19 protein-coding genes are annotated in these 23,159 nt (G+C 67.2%); 9 read left to right on the top strand and 10 right to left on the bottom strand.

All coding sequences use genetic code 11. The annotated features are described in order from the left end of the window. Window positions 1–2 precede the first annotated feature (2 nt). From D187_RS42655 to D187_RS42635, 5 genes are all read right to left on the bottom strand, one after another. Window positions 3–2,165, bottom strand: a complete 2,163-nt coding sequence (locus D187_RS42655) for a caspase family protein (RefSeq protein ID WP_002620747.1) — start codon at window positions 2,163–2,165, stop codon at window positions 3–5. After that, window positions 2,162–2,956 (bottom strand): hypothetical protein, encoded by a 795-nt coding sequence (locus D187_RS42650; RefSeq protein ID WP_002620746.1) that lies wholly within the window; start codon window positions 2,954–2,956, stop codon window positions 2,162–2,164. Before D187_RS42650 ends, D187_RS42655 begins: the two co-directional genes overlap by 4 nt. After that, window positions 2,953–3,432, bottom strand: a complete 480-nt coding sequence (locus D187_RS42645) for an RNA polymerase sigma factor (protein WP_002620744.1) — start codon at window positions 3,430–3,432, stop codon at window positions 2,953–2,955. Before D187_RS42645 ends, D187_RS42650 begins: the two co-directional genes overlap by 4 nt. A gap of 244 nt (window positions 3,433–3,676) precedes the next feature. Beyond that, entirely contained in the window at window positions 3,677–3,961 is a 285-nt protein-coding gene (locus tag D187_RS42640) for a hypothetical protein (RefSeq protein ID WP_002620742.1), read from the bottom strand. Window positions 3,962–4,148: 187 nt separating this feature from the next. Continuing rightward, on the bottom strand, window positions 4,149–4,574 hold the full coding sequence (locus D187_RS42635; RefSeq protein ID WP_002620740.1) for a VOC family protein: 426 nt from the start codon (window positions 4,572–4,574) through the stop codon (window positions 4,149–4,151). 315 nt (window positions 4,575–4,889) lie between these two features. On the opposite strand from D187_RS42635, the gene D187_RS42630 reads away from it, so the two are divergent. From D187_RS42630 to D187_RS42610, 5 genes are all read left to right on the top strand, one after another. Then, window positions 4,890–6,587 carry a flavin-containing monooxygenase gene (locus D187_RS42630; protein WP_002620739.1) on the top strand — a complete coding sequence of 566 codons (1,698 nt, stop codon included), beginning with the start codon at window positions 4,890–4,892 and terminating at the stop codon, window positions 6,585–6,587. A gap of 212 nt (window positions 6,588–6,799) precedes the next feature. After that, window positions 6,800–7,003, top strand: coding sequence for a hypothetical protein (locus tag D187_RS42625; RefSeq protein WP_043434293.1), 204 nt, complete (start codon window positions 6,800–6,802; stop codon window positions 7,001–7,003). A 135-nt stretch (window positions 7,004–7,138) separates the two neighbouring features. Continuing rightward, window positions 7,139–8,410, top strand: a complete 1,272-nt coding sequence (locus D187_RS42620) for a phenylacetate--CoA ligase family protein (protein ID WP_043434291.1) — start codon at window positions 7,139–7,141, stop codon at window positions 8,408–8,410. Continuing rightward, a complete protein-coding gene (locus tag D187_RS42615; protein WP_002620733.1) occupies window positions 8,407–8,955 on the top strand; it encodes a glycine-rich domain-containing protein in 549 nt (182 codons plus the stop codon). Before D187_RS42620 ends, D187_RS42615 begins: the two co-directional genes overlap by 4 nt. Next, window positions 8,949–10,142, top strand: coding sequence for an MFS transporter (locus tag D187_RS42610; RefSeq protein WP_002620731.1), 1,194 nt, complete (start codon window positions 8,949–8,951; stop codon window positions 10,140–10,142). The genes D187_RS42615 and D187_RS42610 overlap by 7 nt, the downstream gene beginning before the upstream one ends. 98 nt (window positions 10,143–10,240) lie before the next feature. On the opposite strand, the gene D187_RS42605 is transcribed toward D187_RS42610, so the two are convergent. Next, window positions 10,241–11,401 carry a trypsin-like serine protease gene (locus D187_RS42605; protein WP_002620730.1) on the bottom strand — a complete coding sequence of 387 codons (1,161 nt, stop codon included), beginning with the start codon at window positions 11,399–11,401 and terminating at the stop codon, window positions 10,241–10,243. Window positions 11,402–11,585: 184 nt separating this feature from the next. Further along, window positions 11,586–12,689, bottom strand: a complete 1,104-nt coding sequence (locus D187_RS42600) for a Na/Pi cotransporter family protein (protein WP_002620728.1) — start codon at window positions 12,687–12,689, stop codon at window positions 11,586–11,588. Between the two features lie 352 nt (window positions 12,690–13,041). Between D187_RS42600 and D187_RS42595 the strand changes: the two genes are divergently transcribed. The 3 genes from D187_RS42595 to D187_RS42585 all read left to right on the top strand — a co-directional run bounded on the left by D187_RS42595 (window position 13,042) and on the right by D187_RS42585 (window position 18,753). After that, complete coding sequence (locus D187_RS42595) at window positions 13,042–14,109, top strand: type 2 periplasmic-binding domain-containing protein (RefSeq protein ID WP_043434290.1); 1,068 nt, start codon at window positions 13,042–13,044, stop codon at window positions 14,107–14,109. Window positions 14,110–14,269: 160 nt separating this feature from the next. Further along, a complete protein-coding gene (locus D187_RS42590; protein ID WP_002620724.1) occupies window positions 14,270–16,996 on the top strand; it encodes a hypothetical protein in 2,727 nt (908 codons plus the stop codon). 47 nt (window positions 16,997–17,043) lie between these two features. Beyond that, window positions 17,044–18,753, top strand: a complete 1,710-nt coding sequence (locus tag D187_RS42585) for a DUF4397 domain-containing protein (protein ID WP_043434288.1) — start codon at window positions 17,044–17,046, stop codon at window positions 18,751–18,753. Window positions 18,754–18,812: 59 nt separating this feature from the next. Here D187_RS42585 and D187_RS42580 read toward each other — a convergent pair whose 3' ends face one another. Further along, complete coding sequence (locus tag D187_RS42580) at window positions 18,813–19,730, bottom strand: carboxylesterase family protein (protein WP_002620721.1); 918 nt, start codon at window positions 19,728–19,730, stop codon at window positions 18,813–18,815. Between the two features lie 200 nt (window positions 19,731–19,930). On the opposite strand from D187_RS42580, the gene D187_RS42575 reads away from it, so the two are divergent. Beyond that, on the top strand, window positions 19,931–20,110 hold the full coding sequence (locus D187_RS42575) for an SDR family oxidoreductase (protein ID WP_002620720.1): 180 nt from the start codon (window positions 19,931–19,933) through the stop codon (window positions 20,108–20,110). 48 nt (window positions 20,111–20,158) lie between these two features. Here the strand turns inward: D187_RS42575 and D187_RS42570 are convergent, their stop codons facing one another. Continuing rightward, window positions 20,159–21,613, bottom strand: coding sequence for a DEAD/DEAH box helicase (locus D187_RS42570; protein WP_245591964.1), 1,455 nt, complete (start codon window positions 21,611–21,613; stop codon window positions 20,159–20,161). Continuing rightward, entirely contained in the window at window positions 21,553–23,097 is a 1,545-nt protein-coding gene (locus tag D187_RS42565; protein ID WP_002620718.1) for a DEAD/DEAH box helicase, read from the bottom strand. Before D187_RS42565 ends, D187_RS42570 begins: the two co-directional genes overlap by 61 nt. Window positions 23,098–23,159: the final 62 nt, after the last annotated feature.

Raw genomic sequence — 23,159 nt, 5'->3', positions numbered from 1 at the left:
GCTCAGATGCGCAGGCCGAGCTGGATGCCGGGCCAGTACTGCATCGATCCGCCCTCGCCCAGCGGACGCTCGCGCGGCGTGAACCGCGTCATGTCGCGCCGCTCCTCGGGCGAGAAGGCGAAGTAGACGTTGTACGTGGGCGCGGCGAACACCGCGAGCCGCGGGAGGATCTGGAAGCCCACCATCGCCCGGGCCTGGGCCAGCAGGTTGTTTCCGGCGAAGGGCTCCCGGAGCAGGTGCACGCTGCTGCCCACCGCGTCCACGTCCACCCAGAAGCGCGTGCCCAGGGGAATGTGCACGCCCAGCCCCGCCCCCAGGCTGAAGCGCTGGAACCGATCCGTCGGATCGAAGCCCCCCACGAAGGTGGAGTACACGTTCCGGCCGCCCAGCTTCACTCCCACGTTGGTGAGCAGGATGTCGCTCGACCACAGCTCCAGGTGCAGCTGCCCCTGCTTCACGAAGGACAGCAGCCCCACGGGCGCGCCGTGCACCTCGTCGGCCACGTTGATGAGCCCCACCTGCGCGCCGCGCACCACCCTGCCCACGTTGATGATTCCCACCTGTGCGCCGGACACATCCCCGCCCACGTTGACGAGCGAGAGCTGCAACCCCGAGACGCTCCGCGCCTGGTTGACGGCCGCGCTCGCCTGGAAGCCCGACATCGTCCCGCCCACGGTGTTCACCACTCCCGCGAGCTGGGCTCCCGTCATGCTCCCGCCCACCACGTTCACCCCCGCCGTGAGCTGCGCGCCCCCCTGATCCCGGCCGGTGACGTTGAGGAGCGAGGACAACTGCGCGCCCCGCATGCCCCCGCCCACCACGTTCACGCCCGCCGTGGCCAGCACCCCGTCCGCCTCGTCGCCGTAGGCGTTCGACAACACCGACAGGGACGCGCCTCCCTCGAGCGCCGTGGCGTGGTTCATGAAGCCCAGCGCCCACCCGTTCTCCACCTCCGCGCCCCGCGCGAACCAGTCATTGCTGCTCACCCCCGGTGCGAGGCCGAAGTTGAAGGCCAGACGCCGGCGGCCGGGGACGGCCTCCCCCACCTCGTCCACCGAACCGCCCCGCGACACCGTGGCCTCGCCCAGCACCGAGGAGAAGCTCGCGGTCACCAGCTGCGTGCTCCGGCCCTCGGAGAGCACGAAGGACGCCTCGGACAGCCCGCCATCCAGCTCGCGCCGCACCCGGTAGCGTCCGGGCGCCAGGCCCAGCTCCGTGGAGCGCCCCGCCACCTTCATCACCTCCACGACGAGCCGCCCCGCCTCGTCGCGCACGAAGAGCCGCCCCTGCAGCGAGTCCGTCAGCACCAGCGCCGCGGAGGTCGCGCGGAGGTCGGTCATCACCAGATCTCCCGTGCCCGCCAGCTCGATGTCATAGGCCGGGTGCTGGGCGCCGCGCTGGGTGCGCTCGGTGCGCGAGAGCGTCTCGTGGAAGGCGAACTGGTAGGCCTCGTTGAGCGTCACCCGTCCATCCCGCGTCATGTCCGCCGCGCCCCGCAGCCCGGAGATGAGGTGGTGGGTGAAGAAGGAGCCCCCCAGCCTGTCCGACTCCTGGGAGGCCTCGTCCTCGCTGGACGAGGTGAGGATGGCCTGCCCCGTCACCCGGCTGCCGGCATCCACCAGGAAGGCGGGCCGCGGCGAGCCGCCCTTGCGGCGCGCGAAGGCCCCCGAGGCACAGGAGTCCAGCACCGCGATGCGCACGTCCGCGGGCAGGCCCTCCAGGGCGCGGCGCAGCTCGCCATACGTCAGGCGCTCGCCCTGGAGCAGCAGCCCCGTCTCGTCCGAGTGCCCCGAGTAATAGAGCAGCACCTCGACCCGGCTGACCCCCGAGGCCTTGGACGACGCGACCAGGCGCTTCATCCGCTCGAAGCCCTCGAGCAACCCGGCCCGGCCCGTCTCCAGCAACAACACCCGATCCGCGGGAGCCACCCCGCCCAGCTCCCCCAGCACCTGGGAGAAGGACTGGGCATCGGTGGCGGCGTAGCGCAGGCGCGTCCGCTCGGGCCCTCCGTCATTGACGCCCACCAGGAGCGCCAGCCTGCGCACCCCATTGTTGGCGTTGGCGTTGGCGTTGGCGTTGGCGTTGGCGTTGGCGGGCGCCGCATCCGCCACGGAGGAGACCAACAGCAGGGCCGACCACAACAGGACGGAGATCATGCGGCTCATGGGGAACTCTTTTCGAGGATGAAGGACACCTGCCGGAAGCGCTCGGCGAGCGGGAGGAGCGCGGTGCGAGCCCCGTCCGACGTGGCGAGCACGCGGGCGGGGGCGAGCACCTCCTCCAAGGAGAAGGGAGCGTCCGAGGTGACGAAGAAGAAGCGCTCGAAGGCGGGGGCGTCATCCAGCGCATAGGCCTGGGGCAGCGCGTGCGTCCCCGAGGGCTCGAGCGGCAGGGCGTCCAGGCCGCTCTCTGGGGCATGGAGGGTGACGGTGCCCCGGCCATCCACGGAGAAGATGACGCCGAAGCGGGCCCCCGCGGCCACGTAGGAGACCTGCACCACGTCCCCTGGCGCGGCCAGGGCGCCCTGGGCGAGCGTCTCCGGGCCCTGGGCCGCCAGGCGATGCAGACCGAGCTGAGGCGGCAGACCCTTGGTGCGGGTCTCCTCGGCGCTCTCCCCTTCCAGCTCGCCCGGCCTCGAGCCCGGACGCGCCACCACGAGCAGGAGCACGGCCAACACGGGCACCAGGGCGAGCGCGGGACGCCACCGGTGCCAGGGGCTCACCTCGAGTGAGCGCGCCTCGTCCCGCCGGGCGCGGCGTTCCACCTCGCGCGCCACGACGGAAGCGGGCAGTTGCTCCAACAGGGCGCGGTTCTCCGCCTCGAGCGCGGCCAGACGGGCCTCGCCGTCGGGCTCCTGGGCCAGACGGGCGCGGGCCGCGGCCAGTTCATCCGGAGGCAACTCGCCCAGGGCGATGCGCTCCAACAACCAATCCGGGGTGCGGTGGGGGGACATCATGCGGCCTCCATTTCCTCGAGCACGCTCGAGAGGGCCCGGAGGCGCTTGCGCACCCCGGAGACGGACAACCCCACCTCGCGGGCGGTCTCCTCCAGCGTCATCCCATCCACCAGGTGGAGCACGGCGATGTCCCGGCTGGAGGCGGGCACCCGGCCGAAGAGCCAGTCCAGCAGGCCCCTCGCCTCGGTGCGTGCCCCGGTGTCCTCGGCCGAGGCGATGCGCAGCACCAGCTCGTCGTGGGCGTCTTCGGGGCGGCGGCGGGCGCCGCGCAGCCGGTTGAGGCACACCCGCGTGGCGATCTGATGGAGCAGGCTCGAGGGAGCGCTGTTCTTCAAGTCTTCCCGGTGACGCAGGAGCTGAACGAATACGTCGTGCATGGCATCCACCGCCTTCTCTTCATCGCGCAGGAGGAAGCGGCAGCGCCGGAGCACCTGGGGGCCGTAACGGCGGTAATAAGCCTCGACATCGATGGCCAACGGACTGACGCCTCCCTCTTTCGGCGGCATGGAACACCGCCGCCGGAAGGATCCGTCACTCCCCTTCTTCTTTTTTTTTCGTGGGGGACGCCCTCCCCCGGCGCGAAGCCACTCCAGGCCCGGGCGGAGCGCCCGCGGGCCGAGGGCCTTCACGAAGGGGGGGACGTGACGAGGAGCCACGCCGCGCGAGCGACATGCTCTGGGACTCCCCGCTCACCGGCGCGGGGAACCGGGGCGCTTCACTTCACTGTTCGGCGTTCGAGGACTCGGGCGCACACTCGGCCTGATCGGCCGGAGCCGTCCTCGGCCCGTGGCCATGCTTGAAGTGCTGCTGGTAGGGCAGCTCGTTCGCGCTCGAGCGGGCGGCCTGTTGCGAGTCCGAGCAGTTGGCCGGGGTCGTCCCCCGTCCGTGCTTGAAGTGCTGCTGGTAGGGCAACTCGTTCGCGCTCGAGCGGGCGACCTGTTGCGAATGCGAGCAACCGAGCAAGCCCAGGGTGGTAACGGCGGTGCACAGGATGAGCGTCTTCATATGGGACCTCCCTTTTCTCAACAGCCAACTCGACCTAAAAACGCCCTATTTTCGGGTCAAATCAATCGGTGGGTGTGAGATGGAAGGGAGTATCCACTCCGTGTAGAAGAGCTAATCCCGCGACATTCGCGGTGTAGTTCCCCTGTTACCGAGAGTGTTCACCGAGCCCACCCTCGGGGCGGCGCGCCTACGGCTGCCCCGCCGCGGCCTTCGGGTCCATCCACATGACTTCCCAGTGGTGGCCGTCGAGATCGTAGAAGCTCCAGGCGTACATGAAGCCGTGGTCCTTCGAGTCCATCGCAGGCTTGCCGCCCGCCGCGATGGCGGTCTTCACCATCTGATCGACCTCGGCCCGGCTGGAACAGGACAGCGCGAAGAGGCCCTCGGTCTGGGTGCTCGTGTCGCAGATCTTGTTCTTCGTGAAGGTCTTGAAGAACGGCTCGGCCAGCAGCATCACGAAGGCCTGCTCGCTGACGACCATGCAGGCGGCATTCTCGTCGGTGAACTGCGGATTGAACTCGAAGCCGAGCCGGCTGAAGAACTCCATCGAGCGCTTCAGGTCACGCACGGAGAGGTTGACGAAGATCATCCGGGGGGAGCGGTTCGCGGTCATGGGTGCCTCCAGGAAATGGGGTTCGCGATGTAGACCCTCGAAGGGCGCCAGACTCATCGGTCGCACGGAAGAAAATCGACCGACACGACGCGTCATGCCGCTGGCGAGGGTCGTCGGGCCGGACGCCCCCCCAGGTGAATGCCAATCAATTGCGTCTGCCATTAATTGTCTTCCGCAACTGTTGTGGATATCAGGTAGTCCACGAGACATCTTCCGGCGAAATAAATCATCCACGACTACCCGGAGAGTCCTTTGCGCAGCAACGAGCCCCGGTAGCATGCATGTCGAAACCACCCACCGAGTGGAGACGACGACATGTCAGACGCGCAGTCGAATCGAGTGAAGCCCGGAACGGAGCCCGCCAGCCACTTCGACGCCGTCATCGTTGGCGCCGGATTCTCGGGCCTGTACATGCTCCACCGCCTGCGCCGGCTCGGGCTGTCGGTCCGGGTCTACGAGGCGGGCGGCGACCTGGGCGGCACGTGGTACTGGAACCGCTACCCGGGCGCGCGCTGCGATATCGACAGCATGAACTACTCCTACTCGTTCTCGCACGAGCTCGAGCAGGAATGGAAGTGGACCGAGCGCTACGCCACCCAGCCGGAAATCCTGAGCTACCTCAACCACGTCGCGGACAGGTTCGAACTGCGCCAGGACATCCAGTTCGAGACGCGGGTGACGGCGACCGTCTTCGACGAGGCGACGAACCGGTGGGCGGTCCAGACGGACGGCGGCGCCCACGTGTCCGCCAGGTTCGTGATCATGGCGACGGGCTGCCTGTCGGCCACGAAGGTGCCTGACTTCAAGGGGCTCGACACCTTCCAGGGCACCAGGCTCCACACGAGCCGCTGGCCGCACGAGGGGGTGGACTTCACCGGCCAGCGCGTCGGCGTCATTGGCACGGGCTCGTCCGGCATCCAGGTCATTCCCATCATCGCCGAGCAGGCCTCCCACCTCTTCGTCTTCCAGCGGACCCCGACCTTCAGCGTGCCCGCGCGCAACGCGCCGCTGGACCCGGCCTACGAGTCGCGGATGAAGGAGACCTATGCCGAGTACCGGCGCAAGGCGCGCGAGACGCGGGCCGGGGTCATCATGGAGGTCAATCCCAAATCCGCCCTGGAGGTGTCGCCCGAGGAGCGGGAGCGTGCATACCAGGCGCGCTGGGAGGTGGGCGGCACCTCCTTCCTCGCCACGTTCTCGGACGTGATGGCCAACCGGGACGCCAATGAGACCGCCGCCGAGTTCGTCCGTTCCCGGATCCGGGCAACGGTGCGCGATCCGGCCGTCGCCGAGGCCTTGTGTCCCAGGGACTATCCCCTGGGGACCAAGCGCATCTGCGTGGACACGCACTATTACGAGACCTTCAACCGGGACAACGTCACCCTGGTCGACGTCAGGGCCTCCCCCATCGAGGAGCTCACCCCCACGGGGATCCGGACCCGGAGCGCGGAGTACGCGCTGGACTGCATCGTGTTCGCCACGGGCTTCGATGCCTTCACGGGCGCCTTGTTCAACATCGACATCCAGGGCCGGGCCAACGCGTCACTGAAGCGCAAATGGGCCGACGGGCCGCGCTCGTACCTGGGCCTGTCCATCGCCGGCTTTCCGAACCTGTTCACCATCACCGGCCCCGGCAGCCCCTCCGTGTTCGGCAACGCCATCGTCTCCATCGAGCAGCACGTGGAGTGGATCTCCGACTGCATCACCTACCTGCGGGAGCACCGGCTCGAGTGCATCGAGGCCACCGCCCAGGCCGAGGACGAGTGGGTCTCACACGTCAAGGAGGTCGCTGGCCGCACGCTCTATCCCCTGGCCAACTCCTGGTACATCGGGGCGAACATCCCCGGCAAGCCACGCGTCCTCTTGCCCTATGCCGGCGGCGTCGGGGCCTACCGGAAGAAGTGCGAGGCCATCGCGGCCCAGGGCTATGAGGGCTTCACCCTGACGCGAGCAGGAGAAGCGTTTTCCACTCCCCCTCCCCTTCCGTCCTCTCGGATTCCCAGTCAGCGATAAAAGCCGGAACTCATGGAGTCATGGCGATTCGCGTCATCAATGCAATCAAATAAATCCTTGACCTCCATGTGCTTGGTCCTTAAAACAAACATGCGACCAGGAAACCAGAGAGCCGGTCCGCCCGGTCGTGGAGCACCCGATCGCAGCGGGGTGCGAGCAGTGGAAGTGTGGTCAATCACGCATCATCCACCAGTCCATTCTCGGAGGTTCAAATGAAGCACTTGATTCGCCAGCTCGCCCAGGATCAGCTGTGGAACCAGTGGGTCGAGGCCAACTCGCCCGCGGAGGCCGTGGACGCCGGTTGCATCTCCGGTCCCGCGAAGGCTGGCTGTATCTCTGGACACGCGAAGGCTGGCTGTATCTCCGGCCCCGCGAAGGCTGGCTGCATCTCCTCCAAGGCCGGCTGCATCAGCTGAGAGGCTTGTCCTGGGTCGCGAGCGCGGCGGGCACATGCTCGTCCTCATGGATTCCCGCCGCGCTCGCGGCCTTTTCAATGGGTGGGTGCAACGCTTCCGGGTGGCCCGTTCGACTGTCTTTCCCAGACTCAACCGATGAACGCCCATAAACAGACTTTCGCCGAGATGATCGATCAGGTCCGGGACATCCCCATCTACCGCCCGTCGATCGAGCAGGGGCACTTCCCGATCCTGGAGAAGCCGGAGATCGCCAGGGGCTTCCCAGACAACTGGATGACCCCGAGGCTCGCCGATGCCCTGAAGGAAGGCGCGGCGGAGTTCGTGCTTTCCACGGGAACCAACCACGCGCGGATGCAGATCATCCGCCCGCCCTTCTTCCTGTTGAAATCGTATTACCAGCTCTGGAGCGAGCACCCCGACATCTCCGACACCTGGAAGCAGGACTGCCAGCGCGTGTCGATCACCACGGTCCTGGCGACCGAGCACGTGGCGCGGGTCAACGCGAGGAAGCGCGGCGCCGAGCCCTCCGCCCTTCCGAGCCTCGAGGAGCGGCGGCTCGATCCGCGCACGCTCTATCTCAACCTGCGACTCGATCCGGCGCTCTGGGAGCGTGACGAGGTGGAGCGCATGCTCGAGGAGATGCGCGTCATCCAGCAGGCGCATCCGCGGGGCAGGTATCACCTCGACTGCGACAGCTACCACCTCGCGCAACTGGTGCGGAAGGCCCTGGACTGGGGCCTGTGGCGGCACTTCCCGAAGCCGGCCAGCATCATTCACGCCTACGAGTACACGCCGAGGAACGTCCAGCGCTTCCTGCAGCGGCACTTCGAGTGCCCGATCATCGACCTGTTTGGTAGCACCGAGCTGGGTTATCTGTATTTCAGTGATCGTCACGGGCGGTACTGGCCCTATCTCGACAAGATGCACCTGGAGCTGATCCCCGTCGAACAGGGCAGCAAGATCTACAGCATCATCGTCTCGAGCCTGCGCAACCCCTATATGCCGCTGATCCGCTATCGCTCTGGCGATTGCGCCGAGACGAGCGATGGCTCTCCTGATCCGCTGCGGATCCGCCGGTTCTGCGGGAGGGAGAAGGAGTTGCTGCGGCTCGAGCGTGGAGGGGTGATCTCCCAGGCCGATCTCGACGACTGGATCGCCGACGCCACCCCTTCCATCTTCGTCTATCAGCTCCATCTGGAGGCGCCCCGGCGGGCGCGCTTGCTGTACACCACCTTCGACGGCGGACCCATCGAGCCGGCCGCGGAGCAGGCGCTGCGGCGGGGACTCCTGGAGGCCACCGGGCTCGAGTGCGTCCTCGAGCATCGCGCGCACATCGCGATCGGCAAGTCCGGGAAATATGCGTGGCTGGTACGAGAGGATGAGATGACTGGACGAGGTGAGCCGTGAAGCCCCATCCCGCCAAGGTGACACCCGCCGCGCTCAAGGCCCTGCTCGGGGACTCGCTCTACTCCGGCGTGGTCCGGCACTTCGTGCTGACCACCGGCGAGGAGCCCGCGTACGTCGAGCGTCGGCTCCTCGAGTGTCTGCGGTACCTGTATCTGCTCTCGTGCTACCCCCAGCAGCTGGTCGGGCTGTTCCTGCCGGTGGAGCAGGCCATCGACGAGGTCTGGCACTATCTGATCCTCCAGACCCGGGAGTACCGGGAGCTGTGCGAGGAGCGGCTCCCGGGACGATTCTTCATCCACCACCGCAGCCTGCCATACGAGGACTACCAGCAGGGGCAACCCAACCGGGAGCGGATGCTGGAGGAGGCCCTGCGCTGGCTGCCGCTGTACCGCGAGGAGTTCGGGCCCTTCGACGAGGGGGCACTGCCGCACTGGACCATGGTGCGCTTCCTCCACCAGCGCATGGGCCTGTCCCTGGAGGAGATCGCGGCGCTCGAGGCGGAGGAGCCGGCCTCCGCGCCACCCGGTGCGGAGCGCGCGTGTTGAGCCTTCGCGTTCCGTGGGCCTCGTCCGCTCCATCCCTCAACACAGGCGTCCTCCTGCTGTGTCAGGTGGTGGGGATCGCCAGCGTGGCCGCGATCCAGTTCGTGGGCGGCCTGGTGGGCAAGGGGCTGGCGCTGGACATGCGGCTGGCGACCCTGCCGGTGGCCGTGCTGGTGCTGTCCGCGTCCCTGGGCACCTGGCCCGCCAGCCAGCTCATGCGCCGCTTCGGACGCAAGCCATGCTTCATCACCGCGGCGTTGCTGGGCGCCGGCTGCCTGGTGCTCGCCGCGCACGCGGTGCACCGGATGGATTTCTGGCTGTTCTGCGCGGCCGTTCTGGGCGTGGGCCTGCAAGGCGCCTTCGTCCAGCAGTACCGTTTCGCCATCCTCGAGGGGCAAGAGAGCAGCAGGGCCCCGGGCCTGCTGACCCGGATACAACTCGCCAGCGCCGCGGGCATCATTCCCGGCATCTCGCTCTTCAGTCTGCTGGAGGGAAGGACCGCCGACTATGTGCCCTGGGCCCTGCTGACCCTGGCGCTGCTCCAGGTGCTGGGCGCGCTCGCGCTGTCGCTGTACCAGCAGCCCCAGGCCACGCTCGTGGCGGCGGCATCCGCCGCGCCCAGCGCCCAGGCGCGCGAGCTGTATTGGCCAATGGTGGCCATGGGCGCCGGCGCCTTCCTGGTGATGAGCCTGCTCATGGTGCCCACGCCCCTGCAGATGTGCGGCGTCGAGAAGTACATGATCCGCCAGGCGAGCTGGGTCATCCAGCTGCACCTGCTGAGCATGTACCTGCCGTCGCTGTCGATCGGCGCCCTGCTCAAGAGGATGTCGATCGCGCGGGTACAGGGACTGGGGCTGCTGTTCCTGCTCGTGGGCTTCCTGGTAAGCTGGGTCCAGGGGTTGAGCGGGCACCTGATCGGGCTGGCGCTGATCGGGGTGGGCTGGTGCTTCGTGTTCGTGACCGCGACGACGCTGGTGGCGCGCAGCCGCTCGGGCGCCGAGTCCTTCCGCGCCCAGGGCATCAACGATCTGTGCGTGTTCGCCGCCAGCGGCCTGGCATCGCTGACGTCCGGGGCCCTGCTGTCGGTGCTGGGGTGGAATGGCCTGGTGCGCCTGGGCCTGGTGCTGGTGCTGGGGTTGATGGCCCTGTCCTGGCACATCCACCGCCCGCGACCTCTCACCGCGACCTGACCCGGGCGAGCCCCTTCCGGAAAAGGAAAACGCCTCGAGCAGGCGCGGGAAGCGCCGCTCGAGGCGTTCAGTCCTGGGAGGACCGTGGGACGTCGCGCTCAGTAGGAGGTCGCGTGCACCCTCAGGCCCGAGAAGGCGGAGTAGCCCTGGACCGAGATGAACCAGGTGCCCGCCGCCGGGTGGGGGATGCTGCAGGTCTCACCGTTGCCATTGGCGTACGGCCGGCAGGTGAAGCTGCCTTCCGTGGGCTGGGCGCCGTGCTGGACGTAGAGGTCGGCGTCACCGGTGCCCCCCGAGATGTGCACGTTGAACACCTGGAGGCCGGACGGGATGCTCACCCGGTAGTGCTTCCAGGCGCCCTCGCCGCCCGACTGGTTGGTCGTGTTGAGGCGGATGGTGGGTGACTTCTTCAGGAAGGAGGAGATCCACGGCTGGAAGGACGAGACGCGCGCGTACAGGCCGGGGAAGGCGGGATCCGCGCACCCGTAGCCCCAGCTCACCACGCCGGCGAGCACCTTGCCGCCGCCCTTGCTCACGATGAGGGGGCCACCGCTGTCACCCTGGCACGAGTCGATGCCGCCCACGCCGATGATGCCCGCGGCGAGCTGGTCCGCGGTGATGTCCTCCGGGTACGCGGCGTCGGCATCCTCGTTGGAGAGAAGGGGCACGTCGACGGCCTGCAAGGTGTCCGGAGAGGTGCCGTTCTCGGCGAGGTCGCCCCACCCCGTCACGGTGGAGATGACACCCGGAGCCGTCAGGCCCTCCGCCTCATCCTCCGCCGTCGCCAGGGCGATGGGCGCCACCTTGCCGTTGAAGGTGAGCGGCTTGGACAGGTGCAGCAGCGCCACGTCCTTGCCCTTCTTCACGCCCGCGAAGCCCGGGAAGGAGATGACGTCGTCCACGAAGCGGATCTGTCCCTCGCTGTCCACGGTGCTGAGCTTGGAGATGCCCGCGGCGATGCGGACCGTGCTCGGGGAGGTCACGGCGAAGGCCCCCTCATAGACGCAGTGCTGGGCCGTGAGGATCCAGTTCTCGTTCAGGATGGAGCCGCCGCAGAAGGCGAAACCCGACGTGGACTGGAAGGAGATCTGCCAGGGATGGGTGGAGATGCTCGTGTCGCTACCGCCGACGATCTCCTGGCGATCCGAACCGAGGGACTCCTGGGGGGCCACGCCCTCCTCGGAACCGCAGCCGATGAACAGGGCCGTGCTGGCGGTGCCGAGAAGGAACATCTTCCGGACGACGTGATGCTGGGACATGGGGGCTCTCTTCATTTGGGGGTGAGCAGCCGCGCGGGAGTCCAGAACAGGTAAACGTTTTACTTTCAGCCTGTCAAGCGACCCCCTCCACGAAAGTCCTTCTCACCTCCCTTTCTGATGTCTTGGAATCTGGGTTCTTCCTTTCAAAGAAAGCGATTGCAGTGGTGTGGATTAAGCAGGTTGTTCAGGCATTCTGCTCCCGGGAGAGGACTGGCGGAGCGGCGGCTTGCGTCCGTCGCTCCGGGAGCAACACCTGGAGCGCCCGGTCGATGAGGGGCACGAAGCCGATGAACAGGAGGACGCCCAGGACGTTGAAGATCATCTGTGCGTTGGCGATCTGCCGGCCCACGCTCGCGTCCCCTGAAACCCATTGGGCCAGGCTCACGAGCCGGGACGCACACAGCAGGCCGAGCGCGGCGGTGATGAGATTGAAGAGGAAGTGGAACACCCCCGTGCGGATGGCCTGACGGCTGCGCCCGATCGTGGCGATGAGCGTGTCCGCGACCGTGCCGATCTCCGCGCCGAGCATGATCGCGACCCCCGTGGGCAGCGAGATGAGCCCCTGGCTGGCCAGCGTCACGATGATGGCCATGGTCGCCGACGAGGACTGGATGATCAGGGTGAACAGCGCTCCCACGGCCGCGCCCATCAACGGGTTGGCACCCAGTTCCCGCATCCACCGCAGGAAGGGCGCGTGGTCCTTGAAGGGCTCCATGGTCTGCTCGATGAACTCCAGCCCGAAGAACAAGAGCCCCATTCCAAACACCATGCGCCCCACGTGCTTCCACCGCTCGCTCCGGCCGAAGGCGAGCAGCAGCGCCCCCAGCGCGAGGCCCACGGGGGCGTACTTGCTGATCTGGAAGGCGACGAGCTGCGCGCCGAACGTGGTTCCGATGTTCGAGCCCAACACCACCCCCAGGGACTGGATGGCGCTCAAGAGGCCCGCGTCCACCAGGGCGATGACCATGATGATGGTCACCGAGGACGAGTCCAGCACCGTGGTGGCCGCGGCTCCGGTGAGGACGCCGGCGAAGCGGTTGCGGGTGAATTTCCCCAACAGGCGCCTGGCCGGCTCCGTCGCGAGCGCCTTCAACGCCAACGCCAGACGAGAGACCCCATACAGGAAGAGGACGAGCCCCGCGGTCAACCCCATGGCGATCTCCAGGGGCTCGGGTCCCGTGGCGCCGCCCTTCTGCGCGGCGGCCCACCCGGATGCCGGCGACAGCATCGCGAGAGGCAGGAGGTGAATCGCTGTCTTCCGGACAGACCAGGGGACGAGGGCGCGCAAGGGTATTCCTCCAGCGGGTTCTGACCAGAAATAGGTCCGCCCTTCCCCGTCTGTATGGGGTGGGATGTGTCATTTGCGTCAACTTCGTGTCTGCTCGCCCGGCGAGCGTCGGAGCGGGAGGCGCCGTGCGCCATCCGTGACACGATAGACATTTATGACATGTGAACCGCCATTGGCGGAGATTTGACGCAATTGGAGCGCGAAGAGTCCGGGGATTGAGGCACCTTGCGCCCCGTCGAACCGGCCCGACCGGGCTCGACGCCTCTCCCCGAAGCCCGCGTTCCCGTACCCGCTTGGCGGAGAGGCACTGCCTTTGTCCAGAATCAAACCCTCGCAACTGGGAGCATTCGTCATGAACAAGATGAAGTGGGCCATGTCGGCCGCCGTGGTGGTGACGATGTCCGTGGTGGGCTGTGGTGGCGAGTCCATGAGCACCGAGCAGCAGCAGCTCGGCTCGGTGGTGCAGAATCTGGGTCCCAACAACGAGTTCTACGGCTCGGACACCCTGAAGGAGGCCCTGGTCGCCGCCAACGTCCAGTCGGGCGCGGGCCTGACCATCGAGGGCAAGGGCTCGAGCGTGGGTGAGGGCTGTCTGCGCAACGGCTCTGGCACGTCCTGTATTGGCCGTCAGCAGACGCTCGCGCCCATGTCGCGCGACTTCAAGGCGGGCACCTGCGCGGGTGGCTCCGCCTCCGGCGGCGCGTGCTGCCCTGGCGAGTCCAGCAACGTCGTCGCGCTCGACGCGGTGAACGCCTTCGTGAGCAGCTCCACCTATAGCGCCCTGGCCGGCAACAGCATCTCCACGGCCAACCTGAAGAAGGCCTTCTGTGGCGACGGCAGCGGCAGCGCCACCACCTGCGTCAGCAACTGGTCCGCGCTGGGCCGCCCCACCGCCGGCACCATCGCGAAGTACCGCCGTGACGACCTGTCCGGCACGACGGACACCTTCAAGTCGCTGCTCGGCTGCACCACGTTCTGCGCCGACGTGGTCGTCATCAAGGACGAGTCCTCCACCAACCCCTCGCCCTGCACCACCTCCGACAGCGCCACCACCTGCATCGGCAAGCTGACGGCCAACAACGCCAACGCCATCGGCTACGCCGGTGACTCGGCCAGGCGCACCGGCAACGCGGCGCTCAAGGTGGACGGCATCGCCCCCACCGCGGCCAACGTCCGCAAGCTGATCGCCAGCAACACCTCGGGCGTCTACCCGCTCTCGCGCAAGCTCTTCCTCAACGAGAACGTGAACTACGCCAAGGCCACCCAGGAGCAGGCCCTGTATGACTGGGTCTACAGCACCAACACCCAGGACTTCGAGGACCTCCTGGTCCAGCAGGGCTTCATCTCCTGCAGCACCGTCAGCCCGCTCGACTGCGGCGGGGACCTGGGCCGCGGCGCCGGCGTGTGCAAGGGCCTGTGAGCTGAATCCCACCCCCTGAGCCATTCCACGGCCGGAGGAGCCTCCCGCTCCTCCGGCCGTCACCCTTTCGTCAAAGACATACAATCGTGACGATGTTTTTTCAAACCCCTCTCCCCTTTCTCCGATAAGGCTCGCGCAGCGCAGGAGGAGATCCCGTCTCATGGTGATGACAAGGAATGGGCTCGTCACGGGCCTCGCTCTCGGTGTGTCCATGTTCGTGGTTGCCACGATGGGCGGCTGCCCGTCCCCGGAGACGCCCGCTGTCGTCCCGGACGCCGGCTCGACGGACGGGAGCGGGCCCGACGCGGGTGACGCGGGCCCGCCTCGCATCACCTGCACCCCGGCCCGCTCGAACGAGCGCATTCCCCTGCGCCGCGCGGCGACGCGTGAGGCCGTCACGGAGACCTTCGACAACCTGAGGGCGCGCGTGGACGCGCAGTGTGGCTCGTGCCACGAGGCCCCCGAGATACGGGGTGGCTTCCAATACACCTCGGACCTCGCCAGCCTGAGGGAGACGGCCCCCGCCATGGCCCGGATGGCCACGCAGGGCGCCATGCCTCCCCTGCCCTCCTCCGAGCAGCTCAAGCAGGCGGTGGCGCTCGGACAGGCACTCTCCTCCTGGCTCGCGCAGGGCACGCCGGAGGGATCCTTCGAGGTGCGGGAGGAAGGCTCGAGCGACGGCGGCGTGGACGTGGCGCGTGGCGTGGGCGAGGCGATGACCGATCTGGGCCATTGCATCCCCGAGAACGCGCCGCTGGGCAGTGATTCACAAAAGGATGCCTGGTTCGCCCGCGCCACCGCCCTGCCCCGCTTCCTGTCCGAGACGGACACCGACATCGTGACCTTCGACGCGGAGAAGCTGGCCCGGTCGGGGACCGTCGCCTTCGCGCCCACCTACCCTCTCTTCTCGGACCACGCCAAGAAGCTGCGTCAGGTGCACGTCCCGGCTGGCACGTCCATCCGGTACGACTCCACGACGAAGCACTTCGAGATCCCCCCCAATACCCGCTTCTACAAGACGTTCTTCAAGCCGGTGAAGGACGCCCAGGGACAGGTGGGCTACCGGAAGATCGAGACGCGGCTCATCGTCGTACGCCAGCCGTGGCGGGACTCGCTCTTCGGCACGTACATCTGGAACGAGGACGAGACGGTGGCGGAGCTGCATGACCTGCGCTACCGCGACGGCTCGAGCTTCTCCGACCGGGTCATCGTCTACCGCACGGACGAGGCCACCGGCGCCACGCGCAACTACGCCATCCCCGGTCGCCACCGCTGCGTGGACTGTCATACCGGCTCCGAGGCGCAGAACTTCGTCCTCGGCTTCACCCCGCTGCAACTCAACCGCCGGCCCGGTGGCGAAGGCGGTGTGGACGCCGAGGCGGACGTGCTCGAGGACGAGCTGTCGCAGGTGGACCGGTTGATCAGCTACGGCGTCCTCACGGGCATCCGCTCGAGCGCGGACCTGCCCAGGCTGGAGACGTCCGGGAGCAAGCGCCCGCGCAACACGCAGGAGTTGGAACTCCAGGGCTATTTCATCGCCAACTGCGCCCAGTGCCACAACCCGAACGGCTTCGCGGTGATCAGCAACCCGGCGATTGCCTCGCTCGACTTCTCCGCGGGCGGCAGCCTGTTCCAGTTCCCCACCACGCTGAAGGAGAGCAACGGGCTGCGCTCCTACGTCAACCTCGGGGTGACGGACTTCGCCGCCGATCTGCGCGGCCCGACCCCCGCCAGCACGCTCTTCCAGCGCGTCGCCCGCGACACCGACGAGCGCATCATCCACATGCCCGCCAACGTCCCCGGCCAGGACTGCCGCGCGCCGCTGCTGGTGGCGCGCTGGCTCGCCTCGCTGGACTGGCCTCGCGACAGCGGGCTGAGCACGGCACAGAAGGAAGCCAACCGTCAGGAGCGCCTGCGCCAGGCGGAGCTCGCCGTGAAGGACACCTGCCAGGATCCCCCCGACGTGCGCTGGGTCTCCGAGGACTTCACCGACAAGGTTCCCTACGAGCCGCGCAACACCCACTGGGAGTCCAGCATCGGCGTGCCGCCCTTCGACTACCTGACGCGCTACCCCATCACCCAGGCGCACGAGGCGCTCGCCCACCAGCGCATCCCCACCAACTTCTGGACGCCGAAGCCGGGTTGCCGCTTCGACGCCAACGCGCCGCCGCCGGAGTCCATCGAACCGTGGATGAAGGACAAGCTGGGCAATCCCAAGCAGCCGTGGGGCGAGCTCTACTCCACCACGCCCGGAGCCGCGGTGTTCCAGGGCATCTGCGCCAACTGCCACGGCCGCGCGGGTGACGGGCAGAGCGGCGCCGCCAAGACGCTGGTCGCGCTCAACGGGGCGCGCGTGGCCAACCTCGCCAAGGGGTTGTTCGGCACCTCCTCCACCGGCACACCCCATCTGGCGATGTTCGAGCGGGTGCTCGGGGAGCACGGCGGTGCGCGCTACATGACGTGGATGGCCGCGGGCGGCACCACGGTGACCTTCACTCCGGAATTCATGCAGGCGTGGATCAAATACGGCGAGGTGGACATCGACTTCTCGCCCCGGGAGACGGACTGGGGCAAGTGGGGCGCCAACATGCTCGGCGCGGCTCGCGGCGCCTGCGATCTCGTGCGCGTCGGCAAGTTCGGCACCGGCTCGAGCGAGCCGCCCAGCGGCAACCCGAGCGCCATCGGCGGCGCCACCCTGTGGAAGAAGGTCTGCACGCTCGACAATCCGCTGACCCCGGAGATCGAGGCGGGGACGGACTCCGCCGCGGTCTCGGAGTGGCTCCAGCACGCGCAGTTCAACGCGGGGGTCATGGCCTACTTCTACCTGCGCGATGAGCTGTCCAAGGGCCGCATCTACCCGCTGCGCGGCGAGTGCGACAAGCGATGAGCCACGAGCACGGATGTCTGTCTTCTCATTCCTGTGGGAGAGCACGCGTGAAGAGGAACGTTCTGGGTGTCTGGTTGTTGATGACGGTCCTCGCCCTGTCGGCCGGGACCACCACCGGCTGCGACGACGGCGGCCCGGAGAACCCGCCCGGTGACACGGACGCGGGGGGGACCCCGGTGGACGGCGGAGACCCTCTTCCGGACGGTGGGGATGGTGGACCGGTCATCGAGCCCCCGTCGGATGCGGGCACCGATGGCGGCACGGACGCTGGCACCGTCGCGCCCAAGGCCTACGTCCGCTTCGTCAACGCCTACCTGGGTCTGAAGAACAACCCCAGCGACAAGGCCGACGCACCGTGGGCGCCGTACAAGATTGATCTCTACGTCGGGGACACGAAGCTGTTCCCGGTACCGGTGGAGCCAGGAGACGAGGCGGTGACGGCCTACCGTGAGCTCGAGGTGACCCCCGGGCAGAGCGTGCGGTTCGTCGTGCGCGACGCGGAGTCGGAGCTCTCGGCGGCTCCGGTGGCGGCCTCGGAGGCCATCACCCTCGAGGAGGGCGAGCGGCTCACCCTCGTGGGCACCGGGAACGTCGTGTACGCCGGGGCGGACCGCATGGACAAGCCGCGGCTGCTGGTGCTGAAGGAGTCCTTCGAGCCGGTGGAGGCGGGCACGGTCCGGGTGCGCTACGTGACGGCGGACCGGGTGACGGGAACCAGTCGCAACCGCCGGCTCGCCAACGAGACGGGCACGACGCCCTACACCACCGCGGTGGAGCCGTACTCGGCCGACACGACCACGGGTGGCGTCTCCCTCCCGGCGGAGTTCCAGCGGCTGGCGATCATCGGCACACCCAACTTCACGCCCTCGCAGAGCGGCAAGCTGTTCTTCTCTCCCCCGAGCGGGACGTTGGCGGCGGCGAGCGCCTGGTTCGCCATCACCACGGGGGATGACCGGCGCACCTTGCAGGACGAGGGTGCTCCCGCGCTGCTGCTGGTTCCCTCGGGGAAGGATGGAGCCGTCCGCCTGAAGCGGGATCCGCTCCTCTACTTCTTCCACGCGGTCAATCCGGCCACGGCCGAAGCGACTCCCACCCCGCTCCAGGTCCTCGAGAACTCGCGAATCATCGCCAACAACCTCCGGTATGGGGCCGCGCCGGCCATCGGAGATCTGCCGGTCTCCCCGACGGGAGGGACGCTTCGGATCACGGCCTCCGGCGATGGCGCCGCGACGGTGCTGGCCGAGGCCCCGACAGGTCCGCTCGAGGCGGGCCGGCGCTACCTGGCCGTGGTGAGCGGCACGGAGGGCGCACAGGTCCGGCTGACCGTCGTGAAGGAGGAGTTCGCGCCGGACGCGGTGCCCGCGCCCCTGATCCGGCTCATCCAGGCCGCGACCCACGCGCCGTCAGCGCTCGACTTCGGTCACTTCGCGGCGGGGGCGGACGGGGTCACCCGGGGAGCCTTCACGCCCGTCATCACCGACGCGGGGTATGGCACGGCCACCGGGCCCGTCGCGGGAGCTGCCTTCCAGCCCCAGGTGATCACCCCCGAGGCCGGGAGTCCCTACGTCTACTACGGCGTCCGGGCCACCGTGAGTGGGACGACCCTCGAGCGCTCGGTGAATGGCCGAGCCCTCACCACGCCGAACTTCGTCGTGCTGATGGGTGACTGGAACAGCTCGCTGCAATTCCGGGCGCTCAACGTCCGCATCAACACCTGGTCCGCCACGGCGCCGGAGGGCACCTTCAGCGAGCGGTGAGCCCTGGCCCGCCCGCGAGGCGAGTCCCTCCTGCTCGGGGGGACTCGCCTCGAGAAGAGCTAGGGAACGGAGCCACGCTGCTGGGAGAGCATCCAATCCCAGAAGGCATCGTTGTCGTACGTCTGCGTCCAGCAGTCATGCGCCGAGCCCGGGTAGACGGTGAGGCGCGCGATGGAGCCCCCGGTGGCCACCACGCCCGGCTGTGACGTCCAGGCGTGGGTGGAGGCGCTGAACAGATAGGTCACCGTCGCCGAGGGAGTCGGCACACCCACCATCTGGTTTTGCCCATAGTTCTTCGTCACGCCGAGCAGCCACGACCGTTCCGCCGAGAGCGAAGTGCCATCATTGAACGAGTGCACCCCCCAGACCGGCACGTTCAGGAGCGTGGTCACCGTCGGACCAGGTGCCCCGATGTTGGTGGCCATGGGCGCCAGCGCCGCCAACCTGTTTCCATACGCGTAGGCATACGTCCAGCTACCATAGCCCCCCATGCTGATGCCCGTCAGGTAGATGCGCGTCGTGTCCACGCGGTAGTTGGCGATGATGAAGTCGATGAACGCATTCACTTCCGCGGGCTGCCAGCCCGTCGCCGCTCGCGGCGTGAAGACCATCACCTGCTGCTCGCCGAAGTAGGTTTTTCCCTGCGTCGTGTATCGGATTTTCTTCAGCGCCCCGTGACGAGTCACGATGTTCAGCAGATCCGCCTCGGTGGTGGACGTGCCGAACTCTCCCGCCCCATTGAGGTGGATGATGACCGGATAGTGCGTGGTCGACGTCAGATACCCCGGCGGCAGGTATTCACCATAGCCATACACGGCCCCGGTGCTACTCGGCAGCCTCGCGACCACCTGATCTTCGACCGTGATGGACAAGGTGTTCGAGCGGGTGGCCAGCGGTGAGGTGTCGAACTCCTCGGGTCCACCACCGCAAGCCACGGCCAGCAACACGACCGACAGTGCAACCCCACGCACGAGCATCGATGTCGTCCTTGAACGAGGTCCGACAACCCTATCTCGTCAAATCCATCATTTCAATCAAAACGAGCAAACCATGTCCATCGCCGCTTCTTCAACAAAAGCTGGTGGGGACGCCGAGCCTGCGCGCCGCCTCCACGAAGCTCAGGTGCTTCGCCACCGCCGCGAAAATGTCATCTCTCCCCGATGGATTGACACGCCGAATGTGGGAAGTCCTCGCGGGGGCCGCGAAGCAGGAGCGCCTCGAGCAGCACGCGCGCCGGCTCCCCGTCGGGCGGGTGGGGCTGCCCGCCGACATCGGCCATGCCGTCCTCTTCCTCATGGGCAACGGCTTCACCACCGGCGAGACGCTGCACGTCGACGGTGGGCACAGGCTCGTGTGACACGGCCGCCGTGCCTCAGCGGCCGGAAACCACGGCCTGGACCCTGCTTCAGGTGGGCTGCGGCGAAATCACCTCGGGCTCGGTGACAGCTCGAGTGTGAACCAGAAGCGTCTCCGCCCTGGCTTGCCCGGGTTGGGCCAGCCAGTCATGAAAGGACTGCGGGCTGAGCGATTGGCGGATGAGGCGGGTAAACGCCTCGGCCAGATCATGCGTTTCCACGATGCACAGCCGGGGGCAGGCCTGCAGATTCTCCGGGACATTGGGATCCACCCCGGGCTGGCAAAGTGTCACGCAGAACGTTTCCCGGTGCCCATACTGCTCCGAGCTGCTCAGGACGACTCGCGCGGCGGTGAGATCAACCAGACCGTCTCCCTGCTTCGTCTTGCACTCGACGGCGATGTCGGGGCGGCCCTCGACATGCAACAGGTAATCAAAAGCCCCTGGCTTCTGGCCCGTGTCGAACAGGGTATAGCGAATTCCAACGCGCTCCAGCAGCGCCTGGAACGCGGCCTCGAAGTGCTTGTCCCTGCTGTGGTAGAAGTTCTCGAGCAGGGGTTGGTCGGTGGTGTCCAGACGGCGGAGTTGCTGGGCTTTCGCGCGATTACGGGTGGTGCCATGCCATCCGTTGGCGAGCTGTTGCAACTCGCGCGCACGCGCATGTGGGTCGGTCGCGCCATTGGCGCCTAGTATCTCGACGAGGTGCTCCCAGTTGCTCCGGCGACGGAGGCTCTCGAAGGAACCGAGGCCGATTTGATGCAGGGACAGGGCTTCGGCTCTGGAGACCGCGCGTTCTCCATTGTCGGTTTTCAATTCGGTCATCCAGAGAACCGTCGGCGGCAGACCGACATTGAGTCGCCAGACGAGGATCCGAAGCGGTTGCAGGAGACGGCGAAGGCTCCTCACCGCGTCGGGTGACAGCGCGCGAAGACAGCTGGGCCGCTCCTCGGTCGACAGGTTGGGCTGGGTGGCGGCCGCCAGGATGTTGGAGAGTCCGGAGAGGGCCCAGGCCAGATCCCTGCACAGGCTGCGGATGTTTCCAGCCCGGACATTGGGGAACTGGCCCTCCAGCAGATTGAGGGGAACGCCCTCGAGCCAATCCATGAGAAGCATCGCGGCGTTCGCGGCGTCGCGGTAGCCCTGCCACTGCGTCTCGGCGAGGCTCGAGGCATAGGCCACGACGGGATCATTCTGGACGAGGACATCGAAGCCATAGGGGATGGATCTCGCCCTGTGGGCTCCCCAGAACTCGGGTGAGGTCAGACAGGCGTTGATCAGGCAATAGTTGAGACGTTGGGGTGAGCCCGGCCGCTGCGCTCCATCCGGGACGAAGGAGCAGAGTTCGGCGTGCCGGCTCCCCAGATAGTCCAACAGGTAGTGGGCGGTGTCGGGCCGCAATCCGCTGAACGCCACCTGGCGGCCTACCTCCGTGACATGCAGTTTCCTCACAGCATGAACCCCCATGTCCTGAGCGCCTGGATGGATTGACTCATGGCGCTCGTCCAATGTGACAGCCCCATCTTGTTCGATTCGAGTTCACGCATGGCGCTGAAGGTGCTCGACAGGAAGTCGGAAACCTCTTCTTGCGTCTGGCATACCCCGGACGAGACGAGCTGGAGCGCGAGCTGGTTGAAGTCATCGGGCGTCACCCGGGGAGTGAGCGGCGTCGACTGGTCGGGATTCAGGTAGGAGGTGACGGATTGTCTCTCTTGATAGTTGTCCTTGGCCGTGAAGATGACGCTGCCATGCGAGTGTCCCGAACCCATGCGGCCGACCCGCCCGGCCATGTTGTGGAACTCGCTCGCGGGCATGGGCACATGACCCTTGCTTCGATCGTCCCATCGCTTCCAGTCGTCGAAGACCGCTGTCTTGAAAGGGAAGTTGACCCCGGCGGCCAACGTGCTCGTGGCGAAGACCAGATCCAGCTGTTTCGATTCCAGCTTGCTTTCGACGAGTATCCGCTCCTCCTCGATCAGTTCCGCCGAGTGGAAGGCGAACCGTTTGGGAATGAAGCGGGAGAGTTCCCGCGCCGCGGTGGTTGACTCCCTCAGTTCGGGCAGCAGGGGCTGTGTCGCTGAAACGGTCAGGCCCAGCTTTCGGGCGTGAGCCTGAGACAGTTGTTCCACCTTTCGACGGGTCATGCAGAAGACGACCACGGGGAGCGCGTCCTTGTTCTTGAGCAACTGCTCGAGGATCAAGGCCGTATCGTTTGGCGCTTGAGGAGTGGGCGCCGTGCTCTGAATGCCCGCTTCCGCCTTGTCCGTTCGGAAGGAAAGAACCCGGCTGGGGGTCCGGCATTCGTAGTGGAGGTGCTTCTCCCGGCCATCGAGTCGAATCAGGGTGGCGTTGAACCACTCCCTCAAGTCCCTGGCGTCGCGCGCGTCGATCACCGCGGACAGCCCGATGAGCTGCCCCCATCGCGTCTTGCGCAGCAGCGTCAGGAGAACCTCGACGCTCCGGCCCCGATTCTGATCACCCAGAATCTGGATTTCATCGCAGATGATGACGCAATGGCTCATGTCGGAGCGGATGCCGCTTCCAGAGACCATCGCGAGATATTTCTCGTACGTCGCCACCAGGATGAGGGCCCCGAGGGGGTCTGTCGGAACGCCACCCGCTCCATCCTCGACGGCGTCTCCATTGGCGAGCACGATGCCGCTCTTGTCTCCACCCAGATACCGGTCGCTCAGGCGCCCCACGAATTCTTCGAACTTCTGTCGGGCCAGGGCGCGATGCGTGACCAGATACACGGCATGCCGGCCTGGACGAGCGAAGAGCCAGCTGCTCAAGGCCCAGATTCCAATGAGCGTCTTCCCCGTGGAGGTGGGGGCGACCACCAACATCGAGGTGCCACGAGCAACGCCCTGGCTGAGCGCCTCGTATTGGACGTCTGTCAGCGACGGTGTTCCCTCTTCGGTTTTCGGGAGAAGATCGGGGTCGCCGAGGATGCGCTCGGGCAGACCATGGTTGGCCGGGAGAATGTACTTCATTCATTCCTCTTCACTGGGTGAGAGGATGAATCTGGATGGAACCCGCTGACGTTTCCATCCCT

This window comes from Cystobacter fuscus DSM 2262 (assembly GCF_000335475.2).
Lineage (GTDB): Bacteria > Myxococcota > Myxococcia > Myxococcales > Myxococcaceae > Cystobacter > Cystobacter fuscus.
This window is presented reverse-complemented; position numbering and strand designations above follow the sequence as displayed.